The following is a 13,776-nucleotide window of genomic DNA, read 5'->3' on the forward strand; positions in this document are numbered from 1 at the left end:
ACGGGTAGCAGGGATGGCAGTGCTGGTGATGCAGGCGTGGGCGCTGCCTAGTGCGCAAGCCGCAGAAAAGCTGGTGGTGGGCGTGGCCATACCCACGGCCACGCACAGTTTTACTTCCGGCATCGTCTGGTGGGCGAACCAGGCCAAGGCGGAACTGGAAAAAGCCCATCCTGGCCTGAAGATCATCGTCAAGACGGCCGCCACGGCGCCCGAGCAGGCCAATCAGCTGCAGGACATGTTGACGGTGAACAAGATCAACACCCTGGTGATCTTCCCCATCGAATCGGCCTCGCTGACGCAGCCCGTCGCGCAAGTGAAAAACAAGGGCGTCTACGTGACCGTGGTCGACCGTGGCTTGACGAACACGCAATCGCAGGATGCGTACATCGCGGGCGACAACACGGCCTTCGGCAAGCTGCCGGCCGAATACCTGGCGAAAAGCCTGAATGGCAAGGGCAATATCGTCGTGCTGCGCGGCATGCCGACCACCCTCGACAACGAACGCTACGATGCATTCAGTGCCGTGATGAAGGGCCATCCCGAGATCAAGGTGCTCGACGCCAAATATGGCAACTGGAACCGCGACGATGCCTTCAAGGTCATGCAGGATTACCTGACCCGCTTCAAGCACATCGACGCCGTCTGGGCCGCCGATGACGACATGGCCATCGGCGTGCAAAAAGCCATCGCGCAAGCCAAGCGCACGGACATCAAGCAAGTGTTCGGCGGCGCGGGCGCCAAGGGCGCCGTGAAAAAGATCATGGACGGTTCCGACCCGCTGATCGTGGCCGACGTGTCCTACTCGCCAAAGTTCATGTACGACGCCATCAAGCTGACGACGGAAGCGCGCCTGAAAGGTGATAAATTGCCGGCCAACACGATCATCCCTTCGGTGCTGATCACGCGCGAGAACGCCAAGCAGTTTTACTTTCCGAACTCGCCTTTTTAAATTGAACCTCCCCCAGGGCCAGATTCCTGGGGGCTAAAGGATACCCATGAAAACCATCCAGGGCCCGGCCATTTTCCTGGCCCAGTTTCTCGGCGATGAACCGCCGTTCGACTCGCTCGATCACCTGGCGCAATGGGCGGCCGGCCTGGGCTACAAGGGCTTGCAGCTGCCGACGGCGCCGCGATTGTTTGATCTGGAACAAGCGGCCAATAGCCAGCAGTATTGTGACGACGTGAAAGCTTTGCTGGCGCGCCATGGCTTGCAGGTGACGGAACTGTCGACGCACTTGCAGGGTCAGCTGATCGCCGTGCATCCCGCCTACGACGCCCTGTTCGACGGCTTTGCGCCCGAACACGTACGCGGCGATCCCGCCGCGCGCACGGCCTGGGCCACGCAGCAACTGCTGTGGGCGGCCACCGCCTCGCAGCGCCTGGGTTTGACGGCGCACGTGACGTTTTCCGGCGCGCTGGCCTGGCCGTATCTGTATCCATGGCCGCAGCGCCCGGCTGGCCTGGTGGAAACGGCATTTGCCGAGCTGGCCAAACGCTGGCTGCCCATCCTCGATGCGTTTGACGCGGCCGGTGTGGACGTCTGCTATGAATTGCATCCGGGCGAGGACTTGCATGACGGCGTGACCTTCGAGCGCTTCCTGGCCGCCGTCAACGACCACCCGCGCGCGTCGATCTTGTACGACCCCAGCCACTTCGTGCTGCAGCAGCTCGACTACCTGGCCTTCATCGACATTTATCATGCGCGCATCAAGGCCTTCCATGTGAAAGATGCGGAATTCCGGCCGAACGGGCGCCAGGGCGTGTATGGCGGCTATGCCGACTGGCAAGACCGGGCCGGGCGCTTCCGCTCGCTGGGCGATGGGCAGATCGATTTCAAGGCCATCTTTTCCAAGATGGCGCAGTACGATTTCCCCGGCTGGGCCGTGCTGGAATGGGAATGCTGTTTGAAACACCCGGAAGATGGCGCTGCAGAGGGCGCACGTTTCATCCGCGATCACATCATCCACGTGGCCGAACACGCATTTGACGATTTCGCGGGCAGTGCGGTTGACCAGGATCAAATCCATCACTTGCTTGGCTTGAAATAAGGAAACGACATGCAGCGACGCTTACGGCTGGGCATGGTAGGGGGCGGGCAGGGCGCATTCATCGGCGCCGTGCACCGCATCGCGGCGCGCATCGACGACCAATATGAACTGGTGGCGGGCGCCCTGTCGTCCGACCCGGACCGCGCGCGTGACAGCGGCGCGGCGCTGCACCTGGCGCCCGAGCGCTGCTACAGCGATTACCGCGCCATGGCGCAGGCGGAGGCCGCGCGTGCGGACGGCATCGAAGCCGTGGCCATCGTCACGCCGAATCACTTGCACGCGCCCGTCGCCACGGCGTTCCTGGAAGCGGGTATCCATGTGATCTGCGACAAGCCGCTGGGCATCTCGCTGGCGGAAGGGCAAAAGCTGGCGGCGCTGGCCGAGCGGAAAAATCTGCTGTTTGCGCTCACGCATACCTACAGCGGCTACCCGCTGCTGCGCCACGCGAAAGCCATGGTCGAGGCGGGCGAGATCGGCGAGCTGCGCCTCGTACAAGTGGAATATTCGCAGGATTGGCTGGCCGATGCCATCGCGGCGGGCGGCATGAACGAAGGCAACTGGCATAACGACCCGCTGAAAGCTGGCCCAGGCGGCACCCTGCTCGACGTGGGCTTGCACGCGTATCACCTGGCGCAGTTTGTCAGCGGCTTGACGCCGCAGTCCGTGCTGGCGGAATTGTCGACTTTTGTACCGAATCGCACCTTGGACGACCACGTGCAGGTGATGCTGCGCTACGCCAACGGAGCGAAAGGCACCCTGTGGGCCAGCCAGGTGGCGACCGGTTGCGAAAACACGGTGCGCCTGCGCCTGTTCGGCAGCAAGGCGCAACTGGACTTTGACCAGGAACAACCGAATGCACTGTGGTGTACGCCGCAGGGCGGCAACCGGCAACTGCTGCGTCCTGGCCGGGTCGACAGCGCCGCCGCGCGCCACGCCACGCGCGTGCCGGCCGGCCATCCGGAAGGGTACCTGGAAGCGTTCGCCCAGCTGTACCTGGATGCGGCTTTGCGCATACGTGCGTTGCAATCGGGCTTGCCCGTGCCCAAGGAAGCCAGCTGGCTGCCCACCGTCACCGATGGCGTGGCCGGCCTGGCCTTTGCGGAAGCCGTGCTGCGCAGCCATGCCAATGGCGCGAGCTGGACGACCCTGGCAAGCTGACTGTTACACTGGAGCCATGCGCTCCTTTACCATCACCATCCTTCCGCAAGGCTGGCAATTCCCGGCCGACGCGGGAACGACTCTGCTGGCCGCCGCCGAGCTGGCCGGCATCCGCCTGCTCAGTTCCTGCCGCAACGGCACTTGCCGCACCTGCCTCTGTCACATGCCCGAGGGAAAGGTGCGCTATACGGTGGACTGGCCCGGCATTAGCCCCGATGAACGCTTCGACGGCTACATCCTGCCCTGCGTGGCCGTGGCGGAAAGCGATCTCACCATTCAGGCGCGCGCCGTGCGCACGGGCAATTAATTCAGGACGGCTTGCCGCCCTTGAGGCGCTGCAGCAGCGCTTCCACGCTGTCGCTGACGGGCAAGCCGTGGCGGCGCAGCAACTGCACGTGCAAGACGAGGTTTTCCAACACCAGCTTGGCCGCCACGGCCAGCAGGGCCAGGTTGCGGTCTTCCGGGCTGAAACTTTCCATCGCGTCGGCCATCTCGCACAGGTGGTTGGCGATCAGCCCGCGCAATTCCTGCTCGTCGAAGGGCAAGTCGGCAAAATCGATGGGATCGGCCACTTCCACTTCCTGCATCAGCACCGCTAGTTCTTCCGGGGTAATCGTCATGCCTGGCCTCCTTGTGTGCTTGCCGCTATTTTAATTGTATTGGCCGCAAAGCGGACTAGAATGAGTCGAGGCCGAGGACGTCGAAGGGCAGCATGGCGCATCTGCATTTTACGCAACAACTGGCACGCTTCCTGGACGTCCCCACGCTCGAGGTGGCTGCGCCACGCCTGCGCGCCGCCTTGGATAGCGCGTTTGCGCAGCAGCCGCGCCTGCGCGGTTATGTGCTCGACGAGCAGGGGGCCTTGCGCCCCAATGTGGTGATCTTCATCGACGGCGCCCGCTGCCGCGAGCGACGCGTGCTCGACGATGCCTTGCGGCCCGACAGCCAGGTGTATATCTTGCAGGCCCTTTCAGGAGGTTGATGCCATGACAGCAGTCCCGCAGCGCGCGTATCTCGGCACCCGCAAGGGCTTGTTCCAGTTCGATGTCGATGCGGCCGGTGCCTGGCAGCTGGCGCTGGTGCAGTTTGCCGGCGATCCCGTTTCCATGCTGCTGCACGATGGCCGCGACGGTACCCTGTACGCGGCCTTGAACCTGGGGCACTTCGGCGCCAAGCTGCACCGGCGCGATGCGGACAGCGGAGAATGGCGCGAAGTCGCCGTGCCCGCCTATCCCGCCAAGCCCGAGGGCAGCACCGATAGCGTGGACTGGACCGTGCGGCAGATCTGGTCGCTGGCGGCGGGCGGCGCGGACCAGCCTGGCGTGCTGTGGGCAGGGACTTTACCTGGCGGCCTGTTCCGTTCCAGCGACCGCGGCGACAGCTGGCAGCTGGTGGAATCCTTGTGGAACGTGCCGCAGCGGGCGCAGTGGTTTGGCGGCGGCTACGACGTGCCCGGTATCCACAGCATCTGCGTCGACCCGCGCGACAGTCATAAAGTGCTGGTCGGCGTGTCCTGCGGCGGCGTGTGGCAAACGCTCGATGGCGGTGCCAGCTGGGCCCTGAGCGCGACGGGCATGCGCGCCGACTACATGCCGCCCGAGCTCGATGAAAACGAAGCCGTGCAAGATCCGCACCGCATCGTGCGCAGCACCGGCACGCCGGACGCGCTGTGGTGCCAGCACCATAACGGCATCTGGCGCTCGGACGATGCCGGCTGGCAGTGGCAGGAAGTCACCACGGCGCCGCTGTCGCATTTCGGCTTTGCCGTGGCCGTGCATCCGCGCAATGGCGACACGGCCTGGTTTGTGCCGGCGCAGGCGGACGTGCTGCGCATTCCCATCGATGGCGCGCTTGCCGTCACGCGCACGCGCGATGGCGGTAAAACCTTCGAGGTCTTGCGCGCGGGCTTGCCGCAGCAGCATTGCTACGACCTCATCTACCGCCACGGGCTGGCGCTGGCCGATGATGGCCGAAGTTTATTGATGGCGTCGACGACGGGCGGCGCCTGGTATTCGGGCGACGAGGGCGAACACTGGCAGACCATCTCTGCCCACTTGCCGCCCGTTTATGCCGTCTGTTTTGCCACGCCGTAGTAGCACAGGAAGATATCGACGGCCAGTTCCGTCACTTCGCGCCGGCGTGCCGGGCCCAGCAGAGGCTCACCCATGGTGATCTGCGGCCAGAAGGCAAAGGTTTTTAACGGAGACATCAGCAGGTGCGCCACTTCCAGCGTCTCGCCTGCCTTGATGCGCCCGTCTTGCTGCGCCGCCCGAATCCAGATATTCAGGCCCGTTTCCTTTTCATTCAGGCGCGCCACCATGGCTTGCGCCCGCTCGGGCGAGTGGATGGTTTCGCCAAAGATCACGCGCGCCAGGTCGATAAAGGCCGCGTCGCATAACAACACCATTTTCTGCTCGACCAGGGCCAGCACTTGCGGGCGCAGCGGCTGGTCGGCAACATAGGGCACGGCGGGCTGGGCCACGCTGCTTTCCCACATGCGTTGCAGGATTTCCGCGAACAACTCGTCCTTGCTGGGGAAGTGGTTGTACACGGTGCGCTTGGAAACGGCGGCCGTGGCAGCGATCCTGTCCATGCTGGTCGCATCAAAACCGTGGTCGCGGAACTCGGCGATGGCGGCATCGACGATGGCGACGCGCTTGCGGTCGGTGAGGCGTTGCGGTGCTGCCATGGCTGAAAATCTCCTTTGAAAACAATATTTTACACCTCTTGGTTTACTTTGCTAGAAATAGGAACTACACTGTGTAGTGTAATTTAACCCTTGTACATTCCTTGCCGGACCACATATGCACTTGCACCGAGCCGCACGTCGTCTCTTCTTTCTGGGAGTCCTGATCATCATGAGTTCTTGCACCCTGCGCGCCGCGCCTGCCGCGCCCGCTGAATCACCACAACGCCACGAAGGCAAATTCCGCAACCCCGTGGAAATGTACAAGCTGGGCACGACAGCGACGCTCAAGTTGCTGTGGACATTTGTCTTTGATAAACCGGACAGCACAGTGCCGGCTGCTGCCGTGCCCGTGCAAGTCTTGACCCGGGTGCAACTGCTGGCCGCGCCCGATAACAGCCTGTTTCGCCTTGGCCATTCGACCTTGCTGCTGAAACTCAACAACGAGTTTTTCCTCACCGACCCCGTGTTTTCCGAGCGGGCCTCGCCGGTGCAGTGGGCAGGACCGAAGCGTTTCCACCAGCCGCCCATCAGCATCGCCGACTTGCCGCCGATCAAGGCCGTGATCCTGTCGCATAACCATTACGACCACCTCGACTATGCTGCCGTGCTGCAGCTGGCCGCCAAGACGGAACATTTTGTTGCGCCGCTGGGCGTGGGCGATACCCTGGTCGAATGGGGCGTGCCGAAGGACAAGGTGCAGCAATTCGACTGGTGGCAAGGCACGACGATTGCTGGCGTGAAACTCGTCGCCACCCCATCGCAGCATTTCTCGGGACGCGGCTTGTTTGACAGCAATCAAACCCTGTGGGCGTCGTGGGTGATCGACGCGCCCGAGGTACGCGTGTTTTTCAGCGGCGACTCCGGCTATTTCGATGGCTTCAAGCAGATCGGCGACAAGTACGGCCCGTTCGACGTGACCATGATCGAGACGGGTGCCTACGACAAGCTGTGGCCGGACGTGCACATGCAGCCGGAACAGACCTTGCAAGCCCACCTGGACTTGCGTGGCAAGTGGCTCATGCCCGTGCACAACGGCACCTTTGACCTGGGGCTGCACGCCTGGCATGAACCGTTCGACCGCATCACGGGGCTGGCGGCCAAGCAGGGCGTGAACCTGGCTACGCCGCAGATGGGCGAGGCGGTCGACCTGGCGCAGCCGAAAAAAGGTGAAAAATGGTGGCTGGGGATGCTGGAAGAAGAGATGGTGCGGTAATCTACGCCGTCACGTCGATCAGGCGTCCCAGAGTCTGGCCATAGCCGTTCAGCTGGGGCGTGCTTTTCGGCACGGCGGGGATGGCTTGTTGCGGCACGGCCACCTTGATCGCCTGGTCCAGCTGCGGCGCCTTGATGGCGGTGGGGGCATCGGCCTGGGCTTGCTGGCTGCTGCGCTGTGTCTGGCTCAGCGATTCCTGTTCCCGCGCCAGCAACTGGCGGCTTTGCGCCAGCTGTTCACTGTCGCGCTGTACCTGGTTCTGGCCTTGCTCGACCCGGCGTTGCGCCGTGACCAGCGAGGCTTGCAAGTTATTGACAGACGTTAGCGTGACCACATTGTTCACCTTTGAAAGTATGCCCAGGCGTGTACAGAAGAGAAGGGAATCCAGGAAGATGTGCTGGACCAGGTGCAACATGCCAAGCGGTAATCTTTACCTGAATCAAGAGTAGGACAAATTCTCGCACAGTTCCAGTAAATTATGTTTTCTTGATAATGCTATCGTGCACGCCTTGCATTGCCAAGCCGTCATCCTGAAGCGGCTGCAGCACTTGTCAAAGTGAGTACCTGCTATCGTTTTTCGCCCTTGTCTGACTACCATCACTGCGCAGAGGGTAGACGTGGTCACATTTAAAACGTTGCTTTTTAAATAGTCAATATGTTGTTGTTTTTCTACCGGGTCTGCGCACGCTAATGCGCGGTCTGTTTGGCGCTCTGGGCTATAATTGACGGTCAGAGTTGGTTTCTTTTGCCATACAGACAGGTAGTTAACATGAATCTCAAGAGCCTCGCAATTGCCCTCGGCATGTCGAAAACGACAGTCAGCAGGGCGTTGAACGGCTATCCGGAAGTCAATTCCCGCACCCGTGAAATCGTCCTGGCCGCCGCCAAGAAAGTCGGCTACCGGCCCAACCCGCTCGCGCGCAGCTTGGCCGTCGGCCGCACCAATGTGCTGGGCATGATCTATCCCCTGCTGCCCAGCGACCTGGGCGACAGCGTCTTTCTTTCCGTGGTGAATGGCATGTCGGACGCCGTCGAAGCGTCGAAGATGAGTTTGATCATCGCCCCCGTGTCACCGCAGAATGAACAGCCTTCGTATGAAACCATGGTGCGCGGGCGCCAGGTCGATGGCCTGGTGGTGGGCCGCACCAAGGTGCTCGACGAGCGTATCGCCTACCTGACGAAAGTCGGTTTTCCCTTTGTCGCGAATGGCCGCACGCGCATCGACGCGCCGTATGCATATTTTGACTACGACAATGACACGGGCATCGACCTGGCCGTGTCCTTCCTGGCGGCGCATGGCCACCAGCGCATCGCCCTGCTGAGCGCACCGCTGGACTTGCATTTCGCCTATGAGCGCAAGGAAAGCTTTATCCGTTGCATGGCGCAAGCGGGCTTGCCGGTCGATCCCGCCTATCTGCTCGACAATACTTTTGATCGCCGCAGCGGCTACCAGGCCATGCAGCAATTGCTGGCCTGTTCGCCCCGTCCCACGGCCGTCATCGTCGACAACCACTTGTCCGGCGTCGGCGTGGTGCGCGCGCTGATGGATGCGGGTATCGAGATCGGCAAGGAAATCTCCGTCATTGTCTGGGGCAATGTGGAAGACACTTTGATCGGCATCAACGTCACCACCATCGACCAGCCCGACCTGCGCCGCGCGGGCGCCAAGATGGTCGAAATGCTGCAATCGCTGCTGGCTGGCACGCCGCCGGAACGGCTGCAGGAAATCTGGCAACCGGTGCTGTTGCCGGGGGCGACAGTGGGGCGCTGCGCGGATTGAAAAAAAACGCAGAGCCGAGGCTCTGCGTTGTCTTTTATGCTGCGTGCTTGCTTCCATCAGCCAGCACGGCCAGCAATCTCGCCTTGTCCAGGCGATACGTGTCGACGGCCGCTTCCTTGACGTGGCCGAAGCCGCGGATTTTTTCGGGCAGGGTCGCCAGTTCCACGCAGGTCGCCAGGTTGTCCGCCGTCAGGTTGACCAGCATGCCGGCCAGCAGTTCGCGGTATTCGACGATCAGCGCGCGTTCCATCTTGCGCTCGGCCGTATAACCGAAGACGTCGAAGGTGCCGCCCCGTAGCCCCTTGGCTTTCGCCAGCAGCTTGAAGGCGCGCCACATCCAGGAACCGAACTCCGCTTTCACGAGGTGGCCTTTCGCATCTTTCTTCGCGAACAGTGGTGGTGCCAGGTTGAATTTCACGGAGAAATTCCCTTCGAATTGCTGCTGCAATTGCTCCACGAAACGGCCATCCGTGTACAGGCGCGCCACTTCATACTCGTCCTTGTAGGCCAGCAACTTGAAATAGCTCTTGGCGACAGCTGTCGACAGCTTCTGGCCCAATCCCAGGGTGTTTTCCCGGTCGCGTACCTGCTTGACCAGGGTCAAGTAACCATCCGCATACGCGGCATTTTGATACGCGGTGAGGAACTCCACTCTTTTCTTGATGACGCTATCGAGGCTTTGTGGCATTTGCACGATGATCGCTTGCGACGGCATGGCGATCTGCGTTACCTTGCGCACGTCGACGGCGGCGCGGCGGCCCCACAGGAAGCTTTTCTTGTTCGATTCGATGCCCACGCCATTCAATTCAATGGCGCGCAGCAAGGCCGCTTCCGTCAGCGGGATACGGCCTTTTTGCCAGGCGTAGCCGAGCATGAACAGGTTCGCGGCAATCGAGTCGCCCATCAGCGCGGTCGCCAGTTTGGTCGCGTCGATGAAGTCGGCCGCGTCCGCGCCACCGACGGATTCCTCGATCAGCTGGCGCACTTCCGCCGTCGGATATTGCCAGTCGGCATTCTGCGCAAACGTGCCCGGCGGCTGCTCGTGCAGGTTGACGACGGCCAGGCTGCGGCCCGGACGCATTTTCGACACGGCATCCTGCGCGCCGGCCGTCAGCATGTCGCAGCCCAGAATCAGGTCCGCTTCGCCCGTGGCGATGCGCTGGGCGCGGATGTGCGCAGGCGACCTGGCGATTTTCACGTGCGAGGTGACGGAACCGTTCTTTTGCGACATGCCCGTCATGTCCAGCACGGACGCGCCCTTGCCTTCCAGGTGGGCCGCCATGCCCATCAGGGCGCCCACGGTGATGACGCCCGTGCCGCCGATGCCGTTGATGAGGATGTTGTACGGCGCGTCGCAAGCGGGCAGTACCGGTTCCGGCAAGGGGCCGAAGTTGTCCGTCTCGCCTGCTTTGCTGGCGCCCGTCTTGGTCTTCTTCAGGCTACCGCCCTCGACCGTGACGAAGCTGGGGCAAAAGCCCTTGGCGCACGAGTAATCCTTGTTGCACGAGGATTGGTCGATGGTGCGCTTGCGGCCAAATTCCGTCTCTTTCGGCAGGATCGACACGCAGTTCGACTGCACGCCGCAGTCGCCGCAGCCTTCGCAGACGGCGTCGTTGATGACCATGCGTTTCGGTAAATCGGGATACTCGCCTTTTTTCCTGCGCCGGCGTTTTTCCGCCGCACAGGTCTGGTCGTAGATCAGCACGGAAACGCCGGGGACCTCGCGCAATTCGCGCTGCACGGCATCCATGTCCTTGCGGTCGTGCAAGGTCAGGTGGGCGGGCAGGTTGCTGCGGTCGCTGTAGCGCGATAAATCTTCCGTCACGAGCGCGATGCGGGCGATGCCCTCGGCTGCCACCTGCTGCGCCATCATGGGCACGGTGATGAGGCCGTCGACGGGCTGGCCGCCCGTCATGGCGACGGCGTCGTTGTACAGGATTTTATAGGTGATGTTCACCTTGGCCGCCTGCGCGGCGCGGATGGCCAGATAACCGGAATGAAAGTATGTGCCGTCGCCCAGGTTCTGGAACACGTGCGGCAGCTCGGAAAACGCGGCTTGCCCGATCCACGGCGCGCCTTCGCCGCCCATGTGCGTGGTCAGCTTGTTCATTTCCGGGTAGATCGACGTGGCCATCACGTGGCAGCCGATGCCGGCCAGCGCCAGGCTGCCGTCCGGTACCTTGGTCGACGTGTTGTGGGGGCAGCCGGAGCAGTAAAACGCGGGACGGAACGGCGTATTCACGGCTTTCTTTAATACCGCATCCTTGGCGTCGAGGAAACTCAAGCGCGCCTTGATCAGGTCGCAAGTGACGGGGTCGGAAATCAGGCGTGCGATGCGGCTGGCGATGACACGCGCCACTTGCGAGACGGAAAAATCCGCCTTCGAGGTCAGCAGCCATTCGCCGCGCGGCGCCACCCATTCGCCCTTTTCGTCGAACTTGCCGATGACACGCGGGCGCACGTCGTCGCGCCAGTTGTAGAGTTGTTCTTTCAACTGGTATTCAACGATTTGCCGCTTCTCTTCTACCACGAGGATTTCATCGAGACCTTGCGCAAACTCACGCACGCTGTCCGGTTCCAGCGGCCACGGCACGGCGACCTTGAACAGCCGCATGCCCACGTCGGCCGCCATCTGTTCGTCGATGCCCAGCTCTTCCAGTGCTTCGAGCACGTCCAGATACGATTTGCCGGAGGCGATGATGCCCAGCTTGGCGTTCGGGCTGTCGATGGTGGTGTGGTTGAGCTTGTTTTCGCGCGCGTAGGCCAGGGCTGCATAGATCTTGTAATCCTGCATCAGCGCTTCCTGGTTGCGCGCCTGCTGGCCCAGCGGGATGCTCGACAGGCGCGCGTTCAGGCCGCCTTCGGGCATGATGAAATCCTGCGGAATCTTCACTTCCACGCGGAACGGGTCGGCATCGATGGAGGCCGACGATTCGACCGTGTCGGCCAGGGCCTTGAAGGCTACCGTGCAGCCGGAAAAGCGCGACATGGCCCAGCCGTGGATACCGAGGTCCAGGTATTCCTGCACATTGCAGGGATACAGGACGGGAATCATCGAGGCGGAAAACAAATGGTCGGACTGGTGCGGCAGGGTCGACGAATACGCGCCATGGTCGTCGCCAGCCACCAGCAGCACGCCGCCCAGTTTCGACGTTCCCGCGTGGTTCATGTGCTTGAAGACATCGCCGCAGCGGTCCACGCCCGGACCCTTGCCGTACCACATGGCAAATACGCCGTCGTACTTGGCCGGGCCGATCAGGTCGACCTGTTGCGAACCCCAGACGGCCGTGGCGGCCAGGTCTTCGTTGACGCCGGGCACGAACTGCACGTGGTGCGCTTCCAGCTGTTTCTTGGCTTTCCACAGGTTCTCGTCGAGGCCGCCCAGGGGCGAGCCCCGGTAGCCGGAGATGAAGCCGGCCGTGTTGAGGCCAGCGGCCTGGTCGCGCAGGCGCTGCATCATCGGCAGGCGCACGAGGGCCTGGATGCCGGACAGGAAGATGGCGCCGGAAGTGGCCGTGTATTTGTCGTCGAGGCTGACGGTGGTCAAACGGGAAGTGTCGGGGGGCGTAGATGGCGCGGCACCGGCGTTTCTAACGAACGCTGCGGAGCCGTTTTCCGTGGTCACGGACATGGCTGTCTCCAAAAGGGTGTTTCAGATAACGGCTGTACAAGGGGCGCGCCCGGTAAGGCGCGCGCTGTGCAGACGGGATGGCCGCGTGTGGGCGGCATATAACTATTTTAAATTTAAAATAGTTAATGTGGTCAGTGTAGAACGAGTCAGGGGAGTGGGCAAATACGCTTTGCCGATGGGGGTATAAGAAATACTTATGCCATAGGCGAGAGCACGTTCGCCCCCACCCAGCGCCCGCTGCCGCACAGCTCGGCGGCCACTTGCAGCACGAGGTTTTTCACGGCGTTGCCTGCATTCGTCAGCGGGATATTTTTTGACGCACACAGAGCCACCGTGCGCGACAGGACGGGGCTGTGGATGGCGTAGCTGCGCATGGCGCCGCTATCGAGTTCGGCCAACAGGGGCGCGGCCGGCAGGATGGTGGCGCCCATGCCGGCCAGGATCGCCGATTTCAGGATGGCGATCGAATTGATCTCGATCACGTTCGCCGTTTCCAAGCCCAGTTCGCGCGCGCGGCTGTCGATGCGCGGGCGCACGCCATGCTGCAGGCCCGGCAGGATCAGGGTGGCGCTCAGGGCTTGCTGGAACGACACGGCATGGCCGGTGGGCGCGAATGGCGAATCGCTGCGGCAGATAAAACGCATCTCTTCTTCCACCAGCGGGCTGCAGGAAAACGGCGTCAGCTGGCCATCGTCGAACAGCACGGCCAGGTTGATGCGGCCCGATTTGAGCTGTTCATTGAGGTTGCCCGTGATTTCTTCCGTCAGCTGCAGGGTGATTTCGGGATAGCGTTCGCGCGCGGCCAGCAGCAGGGGCAGGGCCAGGGCGCCGGAGATGCTGTGCGGTAAGCCCAGGGTGACATTGCCGGACGGCCGCGTGGCGCTTTGCGTGACGGCCGAGCGGGCGTCGGCCACCTGTTTCAGGATCGCCTGCGCATGTTCGTAAAACACCTTGCCCGCGTCCGTGCTGAGCACGCCTTGGGCCGAGCGGTGCAGCAGTTGCACGCCCAGTTCCTCTTCCAGCTGGCGCAGCTGCTGCGTCAGGGCCGGCTGCGCCACGTGCAGGATCAGGGCAGCACGCGACAGCGAGCCGTGGTCGACGATGGCAACAAAGTAGCGTAATTGGCGCAGTTCCATGGGTCCCAGAAGCGGTGCGTTGAGCGGAAAAAACGGGGTGTTGCGCCACGGCGCCGAACGCGGCCAGCAGAATAACAATTTTGTTATACTCATTCTAGCGCCTTCGGTGCTCCAGCCGCGT

The 13,776-nt window shown here is 62.4% G+C and carries 13 protein-coding genes; 8 read left to right on the plus strand and 5 right to left on the minus strand.

What is annotated here, in order from left to right; all coding sequences use genetic code 11:
• Positions 1–13 precede the first annotated feature (13 nt).
• From AC3IQ7_RS02310 to AC3IQ7_RS02325, 4 genes are read left to right on the plus strand one after another with little or no spacing between them, the layout of a single operon-like run.
• The gene (locus AC3IQ7_RS02310; protein WP_225243231.1) at positions 14–949 is read left to right on the plus strand and encodes a substrate-binding domain-containing protein; all 936 of its coding nucleotides are present in this window, start codon (positions 14–16) and stop codon (positions 947–949) included.
• Positions 950–995: 46 nt separating this feature from the next.
• Positions 996–2,048, plus strand: a complete 1,053-nt coding sequence (locus AC3IQ7_RS02315) for a sugar phosphate isomerase/epimerase family protein (RefSeq protein WP_489208257.1) — start codon at positions 996–998, stop codon at positions 2,046–2,048.
• Positions 2,049–2,057: 9 nt separating this feature from the next.
• Positions 2,058–3,206, plus strand: coding sequence for a Gfo/Idh/MocA family protein (locus AC3IQ7_RS02320; RefSeq protein ID WP_233516122.1), 1,149 nt, complete (start codon positions 2,058–2,060; stop codon positions 3,204–3,206).
• 16 nt (positions 3,207–3,222) lie between these two features.
• Positions 3,223–3,513: a 2Fe-2S iron-sulfur cluster-binding protein gene (locus AC3IQ7_RS02325; RefSeq protein WP_099377820.1), complete on the plus strand. Its 291-nt coding sequence runs from the start codon at positions 3,223–3,225 to the stop codon at positions 3,511–3,513.
• 1 nt (position 3,514) lies between these two features.
• Here AC3IQ7_RS02325 and AC3IQ7_RS02330 read toward each other — a convergent pair whose 3' ends face one another.
• Positions 3,515–3,826 carry a hypothetical protein gene (locus AC3IQ7_RS02330; protein WP_071325785.1) on the minus strand — a complete coding sequence of 104 codons (312 nt, stop codon included), beginning with the start codon at positions 3,824–3,826 and terminating at the stop codon, positions 3,515–3,517.
• A 92-nt stretch (positions 3,827–3,918) separates the two neighbouring features.
• On the opposite strand from AC3IQ7_RS02330, the gene AC3IQ7_RS02335 reads away from it, so the two are divergent.
• Positions 3,919–4,188 (plus strand): MoaD/ThiS family protein, encoded by a 270-nt coding sequence (locus AC3IQ7_RS02335; RefSeq protein WP_219310226.1) that lies wholly within the window; start codon positions 3,919–3,921, stop codon positions 4,186–4,188.
• Positions 4,189–4,192: 4 nt separating this feature from the next.
• Positions 4,193–5,299, plus strand: coding sequence for a WD40/YVTN/BNR-like repeat-containing protein (locus tag AC3IQ7_RS02340; RefSeq protein ID WP_489208259.1), 1,107 nt, complete (start codon positions 4,193–4,195; stop codon positions 5,297–5,299).
• On the opposite strand, the gene AC3IQ7_RS02345 is transcribed toward AC3IQ7_RS02340, so the two are convergent.
• Positions 5,272–5,895, minus strand: a complete 624-nt coding sequence (locus AC3IQ7_RS02345) for a TetR/AcrR family transcriptional regulator (protein ID WP_099377823.1) — start codon at positions 5,893–5,895, stop codon at positions 5,272–5,274. The genes AC3IQ7_RS02340 and AC3IQ7_RS02345 overlap by 28 nt on opposite strands.
• Positions 5,896–6,064: 169 nt before the next feature.
• Between AC3IQ7_RS02345 and AC3IQ7_RS02350 the strand changes: the two genes are divergently transcribed.
• On the plus strand, positions 6,065–7,108 hold the full coding sequence (locus AC3IQ7_RS02350) for an MBL fold metallo-hydrolase (RefSeq protein ID WP_489208261.1): 1,044 nt from the start codon (positions 6,065–6,067) through the stop codon (positions 7,106–7,108).
• A gap of 1 nt (position 7,109) precedes the next feature.
• Here the strand turns inward: AC3IQ7_RS02350 and AC3IQ7_RS02355 are convergent, their stop codons facing one another.
• Complete coding sequence (locus tag AC3IQ7_RS02355; RefSeq protein WP_489208262.1) at positions 7,110–7,442, minus strand: hypothetical protein; 333 nt, start codon at positions 7,440–7,442, stop codon at positions 7,110–7,112.
• A gap of 435 nt (positions 7,443–7,877) precedes the next feature.
• Between AC3IQ7_RS02355 and AC3IQ7_RS02360 the strand changes: the two genes are divergently transcribed.
• Positions 7,878–8,888 carry a substrate-binding domain-containing protein gene (locus AC3IQ7_RS02360; protein ID WP_489208263.1) on the plus strand — a complete coding sequence of 337 codons (1,011 nt, stop codon included), beginning with the start codon at positions 7,878–7,880 and terminating at the stop codon, positions 8,886–8,888.
• A gap of 34 nt (positions 8,889–8,922) precedes the next feature.
• Here AC3IQ7_RS02360 and AC3IQ7_RS02365 read toward each other — a convergent pair whose 3' ends face one another.
• Both AC3IQ7_RS02365 and AC3IQ7_RS02370 read right to left on the minus strand, forming a co-directional pair.
• On the minus strand, positions 8,923–12,519 hold the full coding sequence (locus AC3IQ7_RS02365; protein ID WP_489208264.1) for an indolepyruvate ferredoxin oxidoreductase family protein: 3,597 nt from the start codon (positions 12,517–12,519) through the stop codon (positions 8,923–8,925).
• Between the two features lie 194 nt (positions 12,520–12,713).
• Complete coding sequence (locus AC3IQ7_RS02370; protein WP_489208265.1) at positions 12,714–13,655, minus strand: LysR substrate-binding domain-containing protein; 942 nt, start codon at positions 13,653–13,655, stop codon at positions 12,714–12,716.
• Positions 13,656–13,776 lie beyond the last annotated feature (121 nt).

The sequence above is a fragment of the Janthinobacterium sp. GL_088 genome (assembly GCF_057837845.1).

Bases quoted from the DNA above. Each gene is read 5' to 3' on its own strand.
- AC3IQ7_RS02340 (WP_489208259.1), top strand. From the start codon at position 4,193: ATGACAGCAGTCCCGCAGCGCGCGTATCTCGGCACCCGCAAGGGCTTG.
- AC3IQ7_RS02325 (WP_099377820.1), top strand. From the start codon at position 3,223: ATGCGCTCCTTTACCATCACCATCCTTCCGCAAGGCTGGCAATTCCCG.
- AC3IQ7_RS02370 (WP_489208265.1), bottom strand. From the start codon at position 13,655: ATGGAACTGCGCCAATTACGCTACTTTGTTGCCATCGTCGACCACGGC.
- AC3IQ7_RS02315 (WP_489208257.1), top strand. From the start codon at position 996: ATGAAAACCATCCAGGGCCCGGCCATTTTCCTGGCCCAGTTTCTCGGC.
- AC3IQ7_RS02350 (WP_489208261.1), top strand. From the start codon at position 6,065: ATGAGTTCTTGCACCCTGCGCGCCGCGCCTGCCGCGCCCGCTGAATCA.
- AC3IQ7_RS02365 (WP_489208264.1), bottom strand. From the start codon at position 12,519: ATGTCCGTGACCACGGAAAACGGCTCCGCAGCGTTCGTTAGAAACGCC.
- AC3IQ7_RS02335 (WP_219310226.1), top strand. From the start codon at position 3,919: ATGGCGCATCTGCATTTTACGCAACAACTGGCACGCTTCCTGGACGTC.
- AC3IQ7_RS02320 (WP_233516122.1), top strand. From the start codon at position 2,058: ATGCAGCGACGCTTACGGCTGGGCATGGTAGGGGGCGGGCAGGGCGCA.
- AC3IQ7_RS02360 (WP_489208263.1), top strand. From the start codon at position 7,878: ATGAATCTCAAGAGCCTCGCAATTGCCCTCGGCATGTCGAAAACGACA.
- AC3IQ7_RS02345 (WP_099377823.1), bottom strand. From the start codon at position 5,895: ATGGCAGCACCGCAACGCCTCACCGACCGCAAGCGCGTCGCCATCGTC.
- AC3IQ7_RS02330 (WP_071325785.1), bottom strand. From the start codon at position 3,826: ATGACGATTACCCCGGAAGAACTAGCGGTGCTGATGCAGGAAGTGGAA.
- AC3IQ7_RS02310 (WP_225243231.1), top strand. From the start codon at position 14: ATGGCAGTGCTGGTGATGCAGGCGTGGGCGCTGCCTAGTGCGCAAGCC.